We start from the raw sequence: 16,927 nt of genomic DNA, 5'->3' as shown, positions 1-16,927 counted from the left end.
TTGCGCGAAATTGCTGCTGAGTTAGTGTCAGTCCTGTGAAGTCTGTTCGCGCTCCAAGTATTTGGATGGACAGTTGCCACCCTGGGATGGCTTTCTGTCCGACATGGTCAGGTCGTTTGTCGAGTGCGTCGATTGACAAGCCATTGCATGAAACCTAAGCACGGGCAGTCAAGGCCGGGGGGCTTCGGCATGTCAAGGAGAGCTTCTTGAAAGGAATTGTCCTTGCTGGAGGCAGTGGAACGCGTCTTTATCCACTAACATTAGCAGTCTCTAAGCAAATTCTCCCGATATACGACAAGCCGATGATCTATTATCCGCTGAGCGTTTTGATGCTTGCGGGAATCCGAGAGATTCTGATCATCTCAACGCCGCGTGATCTGCCTACATTCCACCAACTGCTCGGCGACGGATCGGAGTTCGGGCTCGACCTGTCCTATGCCGAGCAACCGCATCCCAATGGTCTTGCCGAAGCCTTCATCATTGGCCGCGACTTCATCGGCAAGGACGGCGTGTCGATGATTCTGGGGGACAACATCTATTTCGGCGACGGGCTGTCGCAGCTTTGCCGCGCCGCTGCATCGCGTGAGAGCGGCGCTTCGGTGTTCGCCTACCATGTCGAGGATCCCGAACGCTATGGCGTGGTGTCTTTCGACAAGGCGACCGGAACCGCGTTGACGATCGAGGAAAAGCCTCTCAAGCCGAAATCCAACTGGGCTGTCACCGGCCTGTATTTCTATGACAATGACGTCGTCGACATCGCGCCGACCATCCGGCCCTCGGCGCGCGGCGAGCTGGAGATCACCGCGCTCAACAACGTCTATCTCGAGCGCGGCCTGCTGCATGTGCACCGGCTGGGGCGCGGCTATGCCTGGCTCGATACCGGCACGCATGACAGCTTGCACGAAGCCTCCTCCTTTGTGCGCACGATCGAGCACCGCCAGGGCATCAAGGTCGCCTGCCCGGAGGAAATCGCCTTCGAACAGGGCTGGCTGACGGCCGATGAGGTGCTGCAGCGCGCGACCCGCCTGGGCAAGAACGAGTACGCCGCCTATCTGCGCCGGCGTGTCGTCGATCTTTCGGAGGGTTAGGCGTGGAGGTGAGGCCCCTTGGCATCGACGGCGTGCTGGAAATCGTTCCGAAGCGGCATGGTGACGCGCGCGGGTTCTTTATCGAAACCTACAATGCCGAGCGCTTTTCGCAGGCCGGCATAGACTTGCGTTTCGTGCAGGACAACCATTCCTATTCCGCCGCCGCGGGCGTCTTGCGCGGGCTCCACTATCAGCTTGCGCCGCGCGCCCAGGACAAGCTGGTGCGCGTCATCCGTGGCAGCATCCTCGACGTCGCGGTCGACATTCGCCGCGGCTCGAAGACCTTTGGAAAATGGGTCGCGCTCGAACTATCGGCCGACAAGGGCAACCAGATTCTGGTGCCAAAGGGGTTCGCGCACGGCTTCGTGACGCTCGTGCCCGACACCGAGGTCCTGTACAAGGTTACCGACACCTATTCGCCCGAGCATGACCGGTCGATCCGTTTCGACGATCCCGCCATCGGCATCGAATGGCCGTCGATGGTTGGCGGGTTCCAGCTTTCGGACAAGGACCTCAAGGCGCCGTCGCTCGCCGCCGCCGAGGTGTTTGCCTGATGGGTGTTGCCAAAGGGTGCGTGAGGACTGCAGCATGAATTTTCTGGTGACAGGCGGTGCCGGCTTCATCGGTTCGGCGGTGTGCCGGCATTTGTGCGCCAACCCGGCCTATCGCGTGACCAATCTCGACAAGCTCACCTATGCGGGCAACCTGGCCTCGCTGCGGCCGATCGAGAATGCGCACAATTACCGCTTCGCTCATGCCGATATCTGCGACGAGAGGGCGGTGCTCGACATCCTGCGGGGGGACGAGATCGACATCGTCATGAACCTCGCCGCCGAGAGCCATGTCGACCGCTCGATCGACGGGCCGGGCGCCTTCATCGAGACCAACATCGTCGGCACCTACCGCATCCTCAATGCCGCGCTGGAATACTGGCGCGGCCTGCCCGAGGACAGGAAGAGCCGCTTCCGCTTCCATCACGTCTCGACCGACGAGGTGTTCGGCGATCTGCCTTTCGATGGCGGTATGTTCGTCGAGGAAACGCCTTACGCGCCGTCGTCGCCCTATTCCGCATCGAAGGCGGCCTCGGACCATCTGGTGCGAGCCTGGCACGAGACCTATGGCCTGCCGGTCGTGCTTTCCAACTGTTCGAACAATTACGGCCCCTATCATTTTCCCGAAAAGCTGATCCCGCTCGTCATCCTCAACGCGCTCGATGAGAAGCCGCTGCCGGTCTATGGCGCCGGCGCCAATGTGCGCGACTGGCTGTTCGTCGAGGATCACGCGCGGGCCTTGGAACTCGTCGCCACCAGGGGCAGGCCGGGCGAGAGCTACAATGTCGGCGGCAATTCGGAACGGACAAATTTGAGCGTCGTCGAGACGATCTGCGACCTGCTCGACATCAGGCGCCCCCGGGCCGGCGGCAAGAGCTATCGTGACCTGATCTCTTTCGTCACCGACCGCCCCGGCCATGACCGCCGCTACGCCATCGACGCATCGAAGATAGGGCGGGACCTCGGCTGGGCGCCCAGCGAGAACTTCGACAGCGGCCTGGCCAGAACCGTGGATTGGTTCCTGGACAACAAATGGTGGTGGGGGCCGATCCGCGAACAGCGCTACGCCGGTGAACGGTTGGGCGAAGCGCGCAAGGAGGGGGTGTGAGGCTCGTTGTCACCGGACGCGAGGGCCAGGTCGCGGCAAGCCTCCTGGAGGCTGGCCAGAGGCACGCCGGCGTGGAGATCATCGCCATTGGCCGGCCGGAACTCGACCTGGCAAGTCCCGACACCGTGATCGAAGCGATTGCAGCCGCGCAGCCGGATATCGTCGTGTCGGCGGCCGCCTACACGGCGGTGGACCAGGCCGAGGATGAGCCCGATCTGGCATTCGCGGTGAACGCCGTCGGCGCCGGAAAGGTGGCGCAAGCGGCAGCCCGGCTCGGCGTTCCCGTCATCCATTTGTCGACCGACTATGTCTTCGACGGTTCGAAGGACAGCGCCTACGTCGAAACCGACGCAACGGCGCCGCGCAATACCTATGGCGCCTCCAAGCTCGCCGGCGAACAGGCGGTGGCGGCAGCCAACCCGCGCCATCTGATCCTGCGCACGGCATGGGCCTACAGCCCGTTCGGCAGGAATTTCCTCAAGACCATGTTGCGGCTGGCCGCCGACCGGGACGAGATCGCGGTGGTGGCCGACCAGTGGGGAAATCCCACCTCGGCACTTGATATCGCCGACGCGATCCTGCATGCGGCGGCGATGCTGCATGGCGACAGGAGCTTCGGTGCCTTTGGCACCTATCATCTCGTCGGCACGGGCGAAACCAACTGGAGCGGCTTTGCCCGTCACATACTGGACACGAGCCGGGTATTCGGTGGTCCGTATGCACAGGTGCGCGACATTGCCACGCATGACTACCCGACCAAGGCGCAGCGCCCGGCCAATTCGCGGTTGTCTACAGCCAAGTTCACCGCGGCCTTCGGATGGACCACCCCGGAATGGCAGCAATCAACGAAAGAAGTGGTATCTCGTCTCCTGAGTGGTGAGACGAGATACGTGAGCAACGTGTGAATACCAGGCGTCAAGGAGAGCTTCGATGACCGTTCAGTTGTTTGTGCCGAGTTTCCGCATTGAAGAATGCCTTTCGGAAATCCGGGAGTGCTTGGAAAAAGGGTGGACCGGGCTCGGTTTCAAAACCGCCGAATTTGAAACGGCATGGAAGAACTATACAGGTCTCCGGCACGCCCATTTCCTGAACTCCAACACGGTCGGACTTCATCTGGCGTTCGAGCTTTTTAAGTCCAAATACGGATGGGACGATGAAAGTGAGGTTATCACAACGCCGCTGACATTCGTTTCGACAAATCATGCCATTCTCTACGCGGGACTTAAGCCGGTATTCGCAGACGTTGATGAATACCTTTGTCTTGACCCTCAAAGTGTGATCGAGCGCATTACCAACAAAACAAAAGCACTGATATTTGTCGGGATGGGAGGCAATGTCGGCCAGTATCAGAAGATTTTGGAGATTTGCCGCGCGCGCGACATCAAGCTTGTGCTTGACGCGGCTCACATGTCAGGTACCCGTGTCAATGGCAGGCACGTTGGCGGCGATGCCGATGCATCGATTTTCAGTTTTCAGGCGGTCAAGAATCTTCCAACCGCCGACTCTGGAATGATCTGTTTCAAGGAAGCAGAGGACGATGAGCGCGTCCGCAAGCTCACCTGGCTGGGCATCAACAAGGATACCTACGCCCGAACCGCCTCCCAGGGGGCGTACAAATGGATGTACGACGTCGAGGAGATCGGGCATAAATATCACGGCAACTCGATCATGGCTGCGATTGCCATTGTCCAGCTGAAATATCTCGACATCGACAATTCCTTTCGGCGTCAGCTGGCGGTCTGGTACCGCCAGCATCTGGATGGCCACAATCATGTCAATGTCGTGCCTACAGCAACAGGGTGTGAGTCTGCCCAGCACCTTCTACAGATACGGGTTCAGAATAGAGACAACCTGATGCTTGCTCTCAACGAGCATGGGGTCTACCCGGGAGTTCACTATCGCGACAACACAGATTACCGAATGTATGCATTTGCCGCCGGCACTTGTCCGAACGCCGCAGCAGCGAGCAAGGAAATCATCTCGCTGCCTCTCCACCTTCGCATGAGCAAGGCGGATGTCGATCTGATTTCCGAGTTGGTCCTCAAATACGCTCAATGAAGCAGCATATAGCCCCATTTGGAGATGGCATCATTGTCTTGAGGCTCGTGGAGGAGCGGGATCTCAAGACAATTCTCGACTGGCGCAATCGCGACGACGCACGTGTCTGGTTCAAGACATCTGACAAACTCGCGTTTGACCGGCATCTTGCCTGGTACAACAGCTATCTCCAGAAGGAGGATGATTTTCTTTTCCTGGTGGAGGTGGATGGACGCTCGGTCGGCCAATGCGGCATTTATGATATCGACGAAAATGCCGGGAGCGCCGAAGTCGGCCGATTTTTGGTCGCGCCAGAAATGGCCGGCAAGGGCTATATTGGTCGTTCGTGCGCAGAGATCGTCCGCTTCGGCACGCAATTCTTGAAACTCTCCTATCTCTTCCTTGAAGTTATGGAGCAAAATACAAAGGCTATTCGCCTCTACACACGTGAGGGGTTCGTTGAAGAAGGCCGTTCCGGCGGCTTGATCCGCATGGGCTTTGGTCGAGATAGAGCCTCATGACCCTAAGGCGCAACTTCACGCCAACGCCCTCGTCGCAAAACCAAGCGGTTATGTGAGCCCCCACATGGCTAGCATCCTGATGATCATAGAGGCGAGAATCGCTACCACTTATTTGCTCGAGCAAATTATGGGGGCGTGTCGAGCGCATGGCGTCGATCACAAAGTAAAATTCCTAAATGAACTTCAGGTCGACGACATTACGACGGATATCATTCCCATGTTTGTGCGGTGTGCAGACCCGCAGGTTCTATCATGGGCACAATTACTTGCCGACGCAAACAGGTCGTATGTATATTATATTGATGATAACTTCTGGCGCATCATCGGAGACAATCCGCTCGCGGCATATTATCGGCACCCAATTGTCAGGAAGTCGCTGGAGTTTGCAGTCTCCCATGCCGAAACCGTGATCGTTAACTCCCCCGAATTGGCAAGATTCGTGTCAAGATTTAATACTCGAGTGGCGGTTCTTCCAACGTTTTTCGACTTTTCACTTATTGAAGGTGTATCTCCATCTTTCACTGAAGAAATCCGAATCGGTTTTGCGGGAAGCCCCTCACGCGTCGATGATCTGGATTTGATATCGCCGCTTATTGAACCGGTCTTGGAGAGATTCCCGAAAACGGTATTCGAGTTTGCTGGTGTTCTTCCAAGGGGAGTTGAGACTGGATCAAGAGTCCGTTTTTTTCCGCATACTGGTGACTATGACACTTACATCAAATTCCAAGCTTCGAGAAATTGGGCGATTGGCTTGGCACCCCTGATCGACCACGAGGCAAACCGCAGCAAGACCGACAACAAATATCGCGAATACGGCGCGTGCCGTATAGCTGGAATCTACTCTAATATTCCACCCTATAGGAATGTTGTAAAAGGATCTGTGACAGGGTTCTTAGTCGAAAATACAACGGAATCATGGTTAGATAAAATATCAGCGATGATAGAGTCACCGGAAGTTCGAATTAAATTGGGCTCCGGGGCATTCTATGATGTTAAAAGTCGATATGAATTGAGATTGGTTTCCGGTGAATGGGCAAATCTATTTACAAAAATAGATAATGACCGATCAAAAAATATAAAGCCACTTAATAAACTAAAGTTTGTATGGAATAAGATATGGAGAAAAATGGAGAGGTACAATATTCATTTGTTAGTTATTTATAGAGAGGGAGGGGTATGTCTAGTTGCACGGCGTATTGTCCGAAAAATACTGATGAGGGTTTAGTGTCTTCTTTTGGCGTGCTCGGCGCACTCTTGACAGCGGATCCGGTCGAGTGGTCTGTTGCGAGCGGGTCGCCTGCTCACGGACTCGTCGTCCCCATCGGCAACATCCTGCCGGCCGAAGCTGAGGAGCGCTGCTACGCAGTGCTGGTCGCCCGCCATGGCAGCGTGGCTCAAACGAAACGGCAAACCCGGTGCGGTTCATGAAGCATAGCTATTCAAGTGCGGACGAGAGCAGGCTGCTCCGAGATGTCATCCGTTCGCTTCTGCTGCATCGCGTCTGGTTTTTCATCGGCATGCAAGACGTCAAGCGTCGCTACCGTCGTTCGTTCATTGGTCCGCTGTGGATCCTCCTCAATCTTGGCGTGTATGTTGGTGCCATAGGCTTCGTTTACGGCGTTATGTTCGGGCAGGACCTGAAGGCCTTTCTTCCTTATCTGATGCTGGGTTTCGTCACCTGGGGGTTGATTTCCGCGTCCATGGTCGACGCGGGCACGGTTTTTATAAGTGCCGAAGGGTATATAAAGCAATTTTCATATCCAAAGCAAATCTATATCCTGCGGGCGATTGTCAGCAGCAGTATGAACTTCGCAATGGGTCTAGCGGCTGTGGCTGTCCTGCAGATTGTTCTGGGAACCTTCGAGTTTACGGGATGGTTATTGGCTATCCCCGGAATTGTTCTGCTCTATATGGCATTGCTTGGTCAAACAACGATTTTTTCCTATCTAGGTGTCGCTTTCCGTGACCTGCCGCATGCCCTAGCTGGTGTGTTGCAGGTTGTATTCTATCTGACCCCGATCGTCTTTCCTATCAGCGTCCTCAAGAGCCACAACCTGGAGTTTGTTTATCTGATTAATCCGATCTATCACTTGATTGATGTTGTTCGTCATCCAATTCTGACTGCAAGCTTGGCACCTCTTTCTAGCTATGGCTTTGTGTTTGGCTACGTTCTGATCGTGTATTGCATCGCCTGGTACGTGGCTTCACGGTTGGACAAGAAGGTAGTGTTTCTCCTTTGACCCAGAATTTCATACGACTGAAGAACGTCGGCGTGCGCTTCACCGGCAACATGAATAGCGACGGCCTCATAGGTTGGCTAGCCAGGAAGCGGAGCGGGGAGCCGGCCTCCGGCGCCTATGCTGTTGAGGCCCTGAAGGACGTGACTATTGCTATCGAACAGGGAGAGCGGGTGGGGCTTATCGGCCTCAATGGGGCAGGCAAGAGCACCCTTTTGAAGGTGATGGCGGGAATCTACATGCCGACCAGCGGAATCGCGGAGACGGAGGGGCATGTTTGCCCAATGTTCGAATTCGCAACCGGTTTCGAAATGCATCAAAGTGGTCGAGACAATATCCGCATCCGTGGGTTGCTGCTTGGCATGACGCCCGATGAGATTGAGGCGAAACTGCCGGAGATTGAGGATTTTACCGAGCTTGGCGAGTTTCTAGCATACCCCGTCCGGACCTATTCCGCAGGTATGTTCATTCGCCTCGCGTTTGCCGTCTCGACTAGCATAAATCCAGAAATACTCCTCATAGACGAGGTTATGGGAGCTGGGGACATTCGCTTTGCGGAGAAAGCGAAACGCCGCATGTTCGAATTCATGGAGCAGGGAAAAATTCTTGTCTTCTCGTCTCATAATTTTGATTTATTGAAGAGCTTTTGTGCGCGGACAATATGGCTGGAGAAGGGGCGTATCATCATGGACGGTGAGACTGAAAAAGTGATCGCAAAGTATAGGTCATCACAGAAATAATCATGGCCCTGTGTGGCGGAACTGTACGTGATGCCTGCGGAATGCGGGTTCGGAGGAAACATGAAATTCGGCGATTGTGGCCACGATCTTTCCATAAGGCGCATCGACAAAGGGCAGTCAGCACCCAAAGTGACGGTGATCCTCCCCACTTTTGCGCGCGCTAACGGGCTTTTGCAGCTTTCGATTGAGAGTGTTCTTTCGCAAAGCTATGGTGATTTCGAACTCATCGTTGTGGATGACGGGTCGCGCGATGGAACTGCCGATGTACTAAGTGAGTACCAGCTTACCGATTCCCGGATCGCCATCCACTCATATAAGTACAACAGTGGTCTTCCGGCCCTGCGTGTGAATCAGGCGGCGCTTCACGGTCGTGGCAAGTACATTGCCTATCAGTTTGACGATGATCTTTGGACGGAGGACAGCCTAAAGGTGCGCATGGCGTGGCTTGGGCGCCAATCCGTGCCAAGCGTCGTCTATGGCAGTTGCGACGCTTACCGCGCGACGGACGAAGGCGACATATTTCAGCGTGTGCTGGGGCAGGAATTCAACTACGGTCTCCTTCTACATGGCAACTATATCGCAAACAACTCAGTAATCCACCATGCTGCCCTTTTTGACAGGCACGGCATGTACGACCCTCACGTGGTGGCCAGGCGATTTTCGGATTACGATCTTTGGCTGCGTTTCGGAAGAACCGCCCCCTTCCAATGGGTGGATGCGACATGTTCGGTAGTTCGCGGCAACATGGAGAACTCGCTTGGCCGGGATGTGCAGGCAAATTTTACCCGCACCTTGAAATACCTGCAGCTTTGTCGAGATAAGCAACTGAATCCCGCAAATATTTCTCACTACGATATGGTTGCAGCTGACCATTGGGGGAGTAGATTCTCGGAGGCGGAGATACAGCGATACTATAGGGAAGAAGCACTGCCGTTTGTCTCTAGATTCAACGACTATTGCACCCCTTCAGAATTGGCCGTGGCGGCATCCGGAGCCATGGGGCATAAGCGCATAGTCATCTCGAAGCCGGACTACAGCACTTCCGTGGATGTGGCCATTCGCAATTTCGAGAACCTTGAAAACCAAAGAGGTTTTACCAGCACTTTCGTAAGGGAACGGGACATTCCATCCTTCGATACGTCGGACACGGACATCGCCATTCTATATCGTACTGTGGGCGCGGCAGAGAAGTTGTTGACTGACAAGGAGCGAAAGAGGGTTCCCTGTGCCTATCTCATGGATGATAACATGCTTCGCTTCCATGAAATGGGGCCGGAACATTCCTCTATCGCGCCTGGAACACCGGCATACCGCAGCATAGTTGCGCAAATATCCGCCGCTGATGCTGTGATCGGATACAGCGATGAAATAATTGATGATTTTAAGATTTATAACCCTCATACTATTCGCCTCAAAACCAATATCCAGCGGCGCCATATAAAGCGTCGCGATTACAACCGGTCTGGAAAGCTTCGCGTCGCGATTTTTAGCAACAAGTTCCGCGGGCCAATCATTGCTAAGCTCTGGCCAGGACTTCAGCGTGTAGCGTCTGACTATAGAAATGAGGTCGAATTTCATTTTTGGGGGATCGATCCGGGTGATTTCCCTGCTTTGAAGTGCGATGTCCATTTCAAGCCTTTCACCCATTCCTATGACAGCTATCTTGCGGAGCTTAGCAGCACCTATTTCGATCTTTCGCTCACGCCTCTCGAGGGCGAGGCACGTGCAGAACAGAGTAAGAGTCCTATCAAGCTGTTGGAATCGGTTGCCGCCGGCGCAATTAGCGTGATGAGTGATGTAGCGCCCTATAGCCGCTTGCCTGATGAGGTTTGTGTCAAAGTGCGCAATCGACCTGAGGACTGGGCAAATGCGATTGAACGGCTGCTCAAGCTCAAGGTGGAGCAGCGCGAAGAAATCTTGGAGCGGGCACGGTCATATATCGAGAGCTGCTATACCACGGAAATCCAATATTACGATTTTTATGGTGCACTCGCCGCTACAGAACTTCATGCGCGCTTGAGGGACAAGGCAATTCTCTACGCCTTTCATGAGGCCGCTCTGGGAGGGGCAACACTTCATTTGTTACGGCATGCGGAGCTTGTATCCTCATTCGGCTTCAGGGTTGTTGGTTTGGTCCCGCAGAGCGAGAGGTTTGGACCGGAGCTTGCTCGTCTCTGGCGCGAGGCAACTATGGATGCCCCGCTGTTGGAGGACAGTTGGCAGAACGGAATGAATTGCGCCGATGCCTCCAAAGTACGGTCGCGGAATGTGACAGATATGGAGGTTGCTCAACGCTTTGGGGAAAGGTTAGCCAAGCTTGATGTAGGTCTTCTCCATTTCGCCACATGGCAGCCAGCCATGACGGCACTCGGATTGGAACTTGGCGTTCCAATTGTCGCAAGCGTTCATCAATACTATGAGGGGGCTGATACCCGGGCCTTCGCCCATGCTGTTCATTGCTCCTCGGCAACACATGGGGAACGATGGAAGAAAGCGTCGGGGGTCCCCGTGCGCCGCATTGTCTGCCCTGTCGACGGGGTCTATTTCTCACTTTTCACGCCACGGGAGGCTCGGAACTTCTCCTTACTAGATCCGCTTCAGATAGTCGTCTCGGGAACGATCCAGCCTCGTAAGAACCAACTCGCTGCCATCAAGGCGGCCCTACTTCTGCACAAGGCCGGACATGACGTTAGAGTGCACGTGATCGGTTACGATGACCTCCACTCTGACTACACGAAGGCATGCCGCGACTATGTGGCGGAACAGGGTTTGGAAAACCACGTCATTTTCCATGGGTTCGTTTCCGATCCGGAGCGCTTCTACGCAAGCTGCGATGTGTTGCTCATTTCGGCGCTGGACGAATCCATGCCGCAGACGATGCTTCAGGCTATGGCGTCTGGTGTCGCTGTTGTGTCGCCTAGCGTTGGTGGCGTATCCGAATTGATCAAGCATCGCTACAACGGTTTGATCGCCAAGGACGCGTCCCCCGAAGAACTGGCGAATGCCGTCATGGAGTTTCTGGGGTATTCAACTGTGCGGCGAGCGGAGATGTTGCGCAGTGCCTTCCGCACGATAGGTATTCTGGGACGTTCAAGCTATGTCCGCGCGGAATTGATGGACCTCTATCTAAGTGCTTTCAGCAGGTCGGCGTCCGAGAAGTCGATCGAGGCGATCACTGACATCTCGACGACTCGAGTGGGTATGCTCCCTGAGAGGTTCGAGCCCGCTGCGGCTTCCACAATTGCCAGGCTTCATTCGGAGGTAGAAGCCCAACATTTCTCGCGTCCGCTCAGGCTTGCGAGAGCCGTCACTTGGCGGTCGAGCGAGATGTGGGGTATGATTTCCTCCGTCTTTGCCCCGCTTGATCTGTTCAGCCGCCAGCACTTCGGGCGAACGCGACGTGATGAACTGCGCCTGAGCGAGAGTCTCTCGGGCATATCCTACAGGGAGTATACCGTCCATTTCGCGCTTCCCTCCCTGGCGGCCGTCCATCTTGGCATCGTGCCACTTGTCCGGGCCTCGATGGGGCTCATAGGCATCGAGATCGTATCAACCGAAGACAAGATTCTTGCGTCGACGGTGCGCTCCCTCGCCGATGTTGAAGAGGGCCTGCCCGCAAAGTTCTCGCTGAACACGCCTGCGCGCGATCTTCAGGCAGGATGGCGGCTTAGAGTTTTCGTGCGTGAAGCGGACGTACCGGTCACCATCTATGAGGTAGTGCGGCCAGCGGTGCTTTACGGCCCGCTAAAGCGTTTCCCTTTCGCTAAATTCGAGTAGCTACCCGCCGCGTGTAAGCACGCCGCTTCATATCCTTCTGGAAATGGAGCCGGGGATCGCCAGATTTCGAGAACGGAGCGCAGCGCATAACAGGTACGTGGGCACTGGAAGCGCGGTTGAGGCTGAATCGCGCTTAGGAATTGTCAAGTATGGTGCGTAACAATGTAGGCTTGCCCCCCGGAGCGAAGGCCAACGGACTCAATCTCGCCAAGATTCCTCGGCCCCACGGTGTGGATGGCTTTCCGAATAAAAGCATCGGAATATCGTCGGTGCAAAAACTGAACGCCACCAATCGCCTCGTAATTTTCCACTATGTCCTGCCCGTCGCTCGGCCAAGTGGTGAAGATGCATGTTTTCCGAGTGACACGAAGCAACTCGGCTACGAACTGCTCTATCTCCGGAATATGGCCGAGCACCTCGAAACACAGTACCACATCGAATTCCTGATCTCTGAAAACGAGCTCATAGCCGTCCCCGAAAAGAAATTCGCCTTCTGGGAAACTTCCTCTCGCTATCTCGAGCATTTTCACAGACGAGTCGACGCCCATATAGCTGGCATCACTTGGTAGACTCCTCACGAGCTTTTCGTAAATGAGACCGGTTCCGCAACCAACTTCCAGAATGGACGGTGCAGGAGGAAGAGCAACTCGGTGCAAGACAATATCGACTAGCTCTTGGCGATGAGCATCTTCGATCGGCGAATTCTGCCAGATTTTCTGGATCTCACTGGCGATTCCACTTACGTCCCAATTGTCCCAATCTCGGCTCATCGGTTACTTCCTATAATTCTAAGTGTACGATGGGTTGTCAACGGCGCGCGTTTGGCAAGTGAATTGCCTTGACGTGGCGCCCGCGATTGGCGTGTTGATTGCGGATGCAGCGTCACCTTTGGGCGGTCTCTTTCGTCGGAGGCGGGAAGATACCCACATCTTTCCTGTGGCCATAAATAGGGTGACTTTGAGGCAGAACTACAAGGTTTTGAAGGCATCGGCTGATGGATCCCGCGGCACTACTTACTGACTGTGCCGAAAAAACATCTGGCTATGACTTCGAGCCCGCAGTATGCGATACAGCACGGCGGGGGCCGGGGATGGCACTTTGAAAGAGTGATCGGCCACGAATGTTTTCGTGTTCGCGCTTTTCAGGTGTCCATGTCCGAGAGCCTGGAGTCTAGTGCCATCCAATGAATTCCTACCTGGAAGCTGTATTCGGACTCAGGCCGGAGATGCGGCGCGCCTTCATCATGGTCCAGGACGTGGTCATGGTCCTGGTCGCGGTGGCACTCAGCCTCAGCCTTTCGCGGTCGGATCTTTCGTTCGGTGCGCTCTCCAACGAGGGTTTGGCCACCTGGGCGAGCATCGTTGTCATCAGCCATTTGCTGTTCAGGTATAGCGGTCTCTACACCACGGTCTGGCGCTTTGCCTCGACGCCCGACTTTTTCAACATCCTGAAGAGCTGCGCGATTTTGACGCTCACTCTTTACGCGGCTTCGCTGGTGGTTCGTTTCGTCCAGCCGGTCGCCGGCCTCAACGAACGACAGTTCATCGTGTTCTTCCTCGTCTCCTTCACCATCATATCGGGGCCGCGGCTGTTCTACCGCTTCCTGCGTGACGGCGCGAGCTGGGGCATGCTGAGCCGCAAGAGCGACAACGCGTGGACCAAGCGGGCATTGTTCGTCGGCCGGCTCGGCGAAGCCGACCTGATCATCCGCTTCACGCGCACGGCTGAGCCCGCCGACTATTCCATCGCCGGCATCATGGCGACCGAGCAAGGCGCCCCCTTGGGAACGCGTATTCAGGGCGTTCCCGTGGTGGCGACCCGGCCGCGTCTGGTCGATGCCCTGGAGGATTATGCAACCGGCACCAAAAGCCTGGATCTGCTGATTTTCGGCAGCGGTGCCGAGCATGAGATCGAGGAGTATACGGAGCTCGTCCGGGTCGCCCGGCACGGCGGTATAACGGTGGTGCAATTCTCCGGTCTTTCGCAACTGGAACAGCAGGGCAAGCTCGTTCTCGACGCCGTCGAGATGGAAACCATCCTGCGCCGCCCGACAGTCCCGTCCGATATCGAGCGTATCGGCGCCTTCGTCGGCCGCAAACGGGTTCTGGTGACGGGAGGCGCCGGGTCCATCGGCCGAACGCTGGTCAAACGGTCGCTGGAACTGGGGGCCGAGGCGGTGCTGGTCGCCGACAACTCCGAATTCGGCATCTTCCAGTTGAGCCAGTACATCGACGAGAAGCACCATGACCGCCTCAAGGTCCGCATCGTCGATGTCGCCGACCGGCGCCAGATAACGCGCGTCGTCACGGAATTCAGGCCGGACATCATCTTTCATGCCGCGGCGCTCAAGCATGTTCCCTTGCTTGAGGAAAACTGGGATTCCGCCATCCAGACCAATGTTTTCGGCACGCTCGTCTGCGCGGAGGTCGCCGCCAAATGCGGTGTTCCACAGTTCGTCATGGTGTCGAGCGACAAGGCGGTGGATCCGACATCGGTGCTTGGCATGACAAAACGGGCCGCCGAACAGATCGTCAGCGCCTTGCACGGGGCGCCCGCGAGCGAGCCGGGCGGGCGTCGGTCCGCCACCAAGTTCATAGCTGTCCGCTTCGGCAACGTCTTCGGCAGCAATGGTTCGGTAGCAACCATATTCCAGGCGCAGATCGAGGCCGGGGGCCCCGTCACCATCACGGACCGGCGCATGACACGCTATTTCATGACGGTGGCCGAAGCCGTCGATCTGGTCATCATGTCGGCGGCCGATGCGGCATCGCGACAGGGCGGCGACGACTACGCCGTCTATATGCTCGACATGGGCAAGCCCGTGCCGATCCTCGAAGTGGCCGAAACGATGATCCGCATGTCCGGACAGAACCCATACACGGACATTCCGATCCGGTTCACCGGCATAAGGCCGGGCGAGAAACTCCACGAAACGCTGCATGGGGAAGATGAGGAGCTGGTCGAGCTCGGCATTTCGAAGATTTTCGGCCTGAGCACCGATGTCGTGGAATGGTCGGATGTCCAGGCCGCGCTCACGCAACTGCAGCAATCGATGAAGAGCCAGGACAAGGCTTCTTCGCTCGCCGTTCTGGCTGGCCTTGACCGCGCCAAGAGGGCAAGGGGGAGCGCACCTCGGGACGCGACCCCGAAAACGGCCGGGCGGGCGACCTAGACCCAATTCAGAGAATGATCTTGATCGTGGTACGGACAGGCCCAGCCATTCCTGGGTATTTGCAGGGTATTTGAAGCTGGTGAGCAAAGAAGATTCGCGCATTGCAGTCCTGATGGGCACGAAAGACGGCGCCGCCTTCATTGACGAGCAACTGCGATCCCTGGTCGCGCAGTCGCATCCTCTTATCGACCTGTGGATCTCGGACGATGGCTCCGTCGATGGCACGACCGCCATCATCGAGGCCTGGAAGCCCCGTTGGTCCAAGGGGCGAATGACCCTGCTGGAGGGGCCACGGCAAGGCTTCGCCGCCAATTTCCGCTCGATGATCCTGGATCGACGCATCGAGGCGGACTGCTATGCTTTCTGCGACCAGGACGATATCTGGGAACCCGACAGGCTGGAAACCGCCGTCCGTTGGATGCAGGGGCTCGATGCAAGAACCCCGCTGATGTTCTGTTCGCGGACAGCAACCATGACCGAGGCTGGAAGCCTTGTCGGCCATTCGCCGCTGTTTCGCCGGCCGCCGTCCTTTCGCAACGCGCTCGTGCAAAGCATCGCCGGCGGCAACACCATCCTGTTGAACGCCGCCGCACGCGACCTGCTGGCCACGGCCTGCGCGCGCACAGAGTTCGTCAGCCATGATTGGTGGGCCTATCTCATCGTGACCGCCGCCGGCGGCGTCGTCCGCTACGATCCGCGGCCGCTGGTGCGATACCGGCAGCATCCCGCAAACCTGGTTGGCGCCAACGTGTCGTGGCAGGCAAGGGTTTCCCGGCTTGGCCGCCTGTTCAGGGGCGAGTTTGCCGGCTGGACCGATCTCAACCTCGACGGCCTTGCCGTCAATCGCAACCTCCTTACCCCGGATGCGGCGGCGTGCCTCGACGTGTTCACCAGCGGACGGCAGGGCAGTCTTTTCCACCGCTTGGCTGGCTTGCGCAAAAGTGGCGTCTATCGACAGACATTTGCGGGGACCCTGGGGCTCTATCTCGCATTCATCCTGGGTCGTATCTGAGCAACGAATGATGCCTGGCGCGCTTGGTCAACAGATAACCTCATGCTACGTCGACCGGATCGAGGGGCTCCGTACGTGGCGTTGCCTCATGGCTTTGGCAGGGAGCGCTATCAGCCGTTCATGAAGACAGCCAAGCAAATCTTCGACCTTGTCGGCGCGGCCCTGCTGTTGCTGGTCACATCACCTGTTTTTCTGCTCGCCGTTCTTGCGGTTCGGGCATCCTCTCCCGGTCCGGCGATTTTTTCCCAGACGCGGGTCGGTCGCGACGGCACGCTGTTTCGCTGTCACAAGTTGCGGACGATGTACGTCGGAACGCCATCATTGCCCTCGCATGAGACGCCCGCGAACGCCGTAACATCGGTTGGCGAGGTCTTGCGGAAGTTCAAGCTCGATGAGCTGCCCCAGTTCTGGAACGTTCTGAAGGGCGAGATGAGTCTGGTCGGACCTCGCCCTTGTCTGCCAACCCAGACGGAATTGATCGAATATCGCAGACGGCTGGGGGTTCTGTCGGCACTTCCGGGCATAACCGGCATGGCTCAGATCAGGGGCATCGACATGTCGAGCCCGGCGCTTCTGGCCGAAACTGATGCCGCCTATCTCAGGACCGCGTCATTATGGCTCGACCTTCGGATCTTGTTTGGAACGCTCTATCGAGGCTAAGCTGACCATGATCCCAAAGCCCGA

14 protein-coding genes are annotated in these 16,927 nt (G+C 56.6%); 13 read left to right on the top strand and 1 reads right to left on the bottom strand.

The features are described from left to right. Positions 1-206: 206 nt before the first annotated feature. The 10 genes from rfbA (at position 207) to BLS48_RS22240 (ending at position 12,059) form a co-directional block, all read left to right on the top strand. Entirely contained in the window at positions 207-1,088 is an 882-nt protein-coding gene (gene rfbA, locus BLS48_RS22285; protein ID WP_091582192.1) for a glucose-1-phosphate thymidylyltransferase RfbA, read from the top strand. Between the two features lie 2 nt (positions 1,089-1,090). After that, complete coding sequence (rfbC, locus tag BLS48_RS22280; RefSeq protein WP_091582189.1) at positions 1,091-1,642, top strand: dTDP-4-dehydrorhamnose 3,5-epimerase; 552 nt, start codon at positions 1,091-1,093, stop codon at positions 1,640-1,642. A gap of 34 nt (positions 1,643-1,676) precedes the next feature. Beyond that, positions 1,677-2,747: a dTDP-glucose 4,6-dehydratase gene (gene rfbB / locus BLS48_RS22275; RefSeq protein WP_091582187.1), complete on the top strand. Its 1,071-nt coding sequence runs from the start codon at positions 1,677-1,679 to the stop codon at positions 2,745-2,747. After that, positions 2,744-3,652 (top strand): dTDP-4-dehydrorhamnose reductase, encoded by a 909-nt coding sequence (gene rfbD / locus BLS48_RS22270; RefSeq protein WP_091582184.1) that lies wholly within the window; start codon positions 2,744-2,746, stop codon positions 3,650-3,652. The genes rfbB and rfbD overlap by 4 nt, the downstream gene beginning before the upstream one ends. Positions 3,653-3,677: 25 nt before the next feature. Continuing rightward, positions 3,678-4,805, top strand: coding sequence for a DegT/DnrJ/EryC1/StrS family aminotransferase (locus BLS48_RS22265; protein WP_091582181.1), 1,128 nt, complete (start codon positions 3,678-3,680; stop codon positions 4,803-4,805). Then, a complete protein-coding gene (locus BLS48_RS22260) occupies positions 4,802-5,305 on the top strand; it encodes a GNAT family N-acetyltransferase (protein ID WP_244529772.1) in 504 nt (167 codons plus the stop codon). The genes BLS48_RS22265 and BLS48_RS22260 overlap by 4 nt, the downstream gene beginning before the upstream one ends. Positions 5,306-5,369: 64 nt before the next feature. Next, positions 5,370-6,530, top strand: coding sequence for a glycosyltransferase family protein (locus tag BLS48_RS22255; protein ID WP_091582179.1), 1,161 nt, complete (start codon positions 5,370-5,372; stop codon positions 6,528-6,530). Between the two features lie 199 nt (positions 6,531-6,729). Further along, positions 6,730-7,545: an ABC transporter permease gene (locus BLS48_RS22250; protein WP_091582176.1), complete on the top strand. Its 816-nt coding sequence runs from the start codon at positions 6,730-6,732 to the stop codon at positions 7,543-7,545. Continuing rightward, complete coding sequence (locus tag BLS48_RS22245; protein ID WP_091582173.1) at positions 7,542-8,282, top strand: ABC transporter ATP-binding protein; 741 nt, start codon at positions 7,542-7,544, stop codon at positions 8,280-8,282. The genes BLS48_RS22250 and BLS48_RS22245 overlap by 4 nt, the downstream gene beginning before the upstream one ends. Before the next feature lie 60 nt (positions 8,283-8,342). Then, on the top strand, positions 8,343-12,059 hold the full coding sequence (locus BLS48_RS22240) for a glycosyltransferase (protein ID WP_244529765.1): 3,717 nt from the start codon (positions 8,343-8,345) through the stop codon (positions 12,057-12,059). A gap of 143 nt (positions 12,060-12,202) precedes the next feature. On the opposite strand, the gene BLS48_RS22235 is transcribed toward BLS48_RS22240, so the two are convergent. Continuing rightward, the gene (locus BLS48_RS22235; RefSeq protein ID WP_091582170.1) at positions 12,203-12,829 is read right to left on the bottom strand and encodes a class I SAM-dependent methyltransferase; all 627 of its coding nucleotides are present in this window, start codon (positions 12,827-12,829) and stop codon (positions 12,203-12,205) included. Between the two features lie 413 nt (positions 12,830-13,242). Between BLS48_RS22235 and BLS48_RS22230 the strand changes: the two genes are divergently transcribed. The 3 genes from BLS48_RS22230 to BLS48_RS22220 all read left to right on the top strand — a co-directional run bounded on the left by BLS48_RS22230 (position 13,243) and on the right by BLS48_RS22220 (position 16,903). Continuing rightward, entirely contained in the window at positions 13,243-15,231 is a 1,989-nt protein-coding gene (locus BLS48_RS22230) for a nucleoside-diphosphate sugar epimerase/dehydratase (RefSeq protein ID WP_167365195.1), read from the top strand. Positions 15,232-15,310: 79 nt separating this feature from the next. Then, positions 15,311-16,243: a glycosyltransferase family 2 protein gene (locus BLS48_RS22225; RefSeq protein WP_091582499.1), complete on the top strand. Its 933-nt coding sequence runs from the start codon at positions 15,311-15,313 to the stop codon at positions 16,241-16,243. Positions 16,244-16,363: 120 nt separating this feature from the next. Continuing rightward, entirely contained in the window at positions 16,364-16,903 is a 540-nt protein-coding gene (locus BLS48_RS22220) for a sugar transferase (protein WP_091582167.1), read from the top strand. The last annotated feature ends 24 nt before the right edge of the window (positions 16,904-16,927 follow it).

Source organism: Mesorhizobium qingshengii, from assembly GCF_900103325.1.
Taxonomy (GTDB): Bacteria; Pseudomonadota; Alphaproteobacteria; order Rhizobiales; family Rhizobiaceae; genus Mesorhizobium; species Mesorhizobium qingshengii.
This window is presented reverse-complemented; position numbering and strand designations above follow the sequence as displayed.

What these genes read in the sequence shown, in the direction of transcription:
- rfbB (WP_091582187.1), top strand. Translation starts at nt 1,677, where the DNA reads ATGAATTTTCTGGTGACAGGCGGTGCCGGCTTCATCGGTTCGGCGGTG.
- BLS48_RS22265 (WP_091582181.1), top strand. Translation starts at nt 3,678, where the DNA reads ATGACCGTTCAGTTGTTTGTGCCGAGTTTCCGCATTGAAGAATGCCTT.
- BLS48_RS22260 (WP_244529772.1), top strand. Translation starts at nt 4,802, where the DNA reads ATGAAGCAGCATATAGCCCCATTTGGAGATGGCATCATTGTCTTGAGG.
- BLS48_RS22255 (WP_091582179.1), top strand. Translation starts at nt 5,370, where the DNA reads ATGGCTAGCATCCTGATGATCATAGAGGCGAGAATCGCTACCACTTAT.
- BLS48_RS22250 (WP_091582176.1), top strand. Translation starts at nt 6,730, where the DNA reads ATGAAGCATAGCTATTCAAGTGCGGACGAGAGCAGGCTGCTCCGAGAT.
- BLS48_RS22240 (WP_244529765.1), top strand. Translation starts at nt 8,343, where the DNA reads ATGAAATTCGGCGATTGTGGCCACGATCTTTCCATAAGGCGCATCGAC.
- BLS48_RS22235 (WP_091582170.1), bottom strand. Translation starts at nt 12,829, where the DNA reads ATGAGCCGAGATTGGGACAATTGGGACGTAAGTGGAATCGCCAGTGAG.
- BLS48_RS22230 (WP_167365195.1), top strand. Translation starts at nt 13,243, where the DNA reads ATGAATTCCTACCTGGAAGCTGTATTCGGACTCAGGCCGGAGATGCGG.
- BLS48_RS22220 (WP_091582167.1), top strand. Translation starts at nt 16,364, where the DNA reads ATGAAGACAGCCAAGCAAATCTTCGACCTTGTCGGCGCGGCCCTGCTG.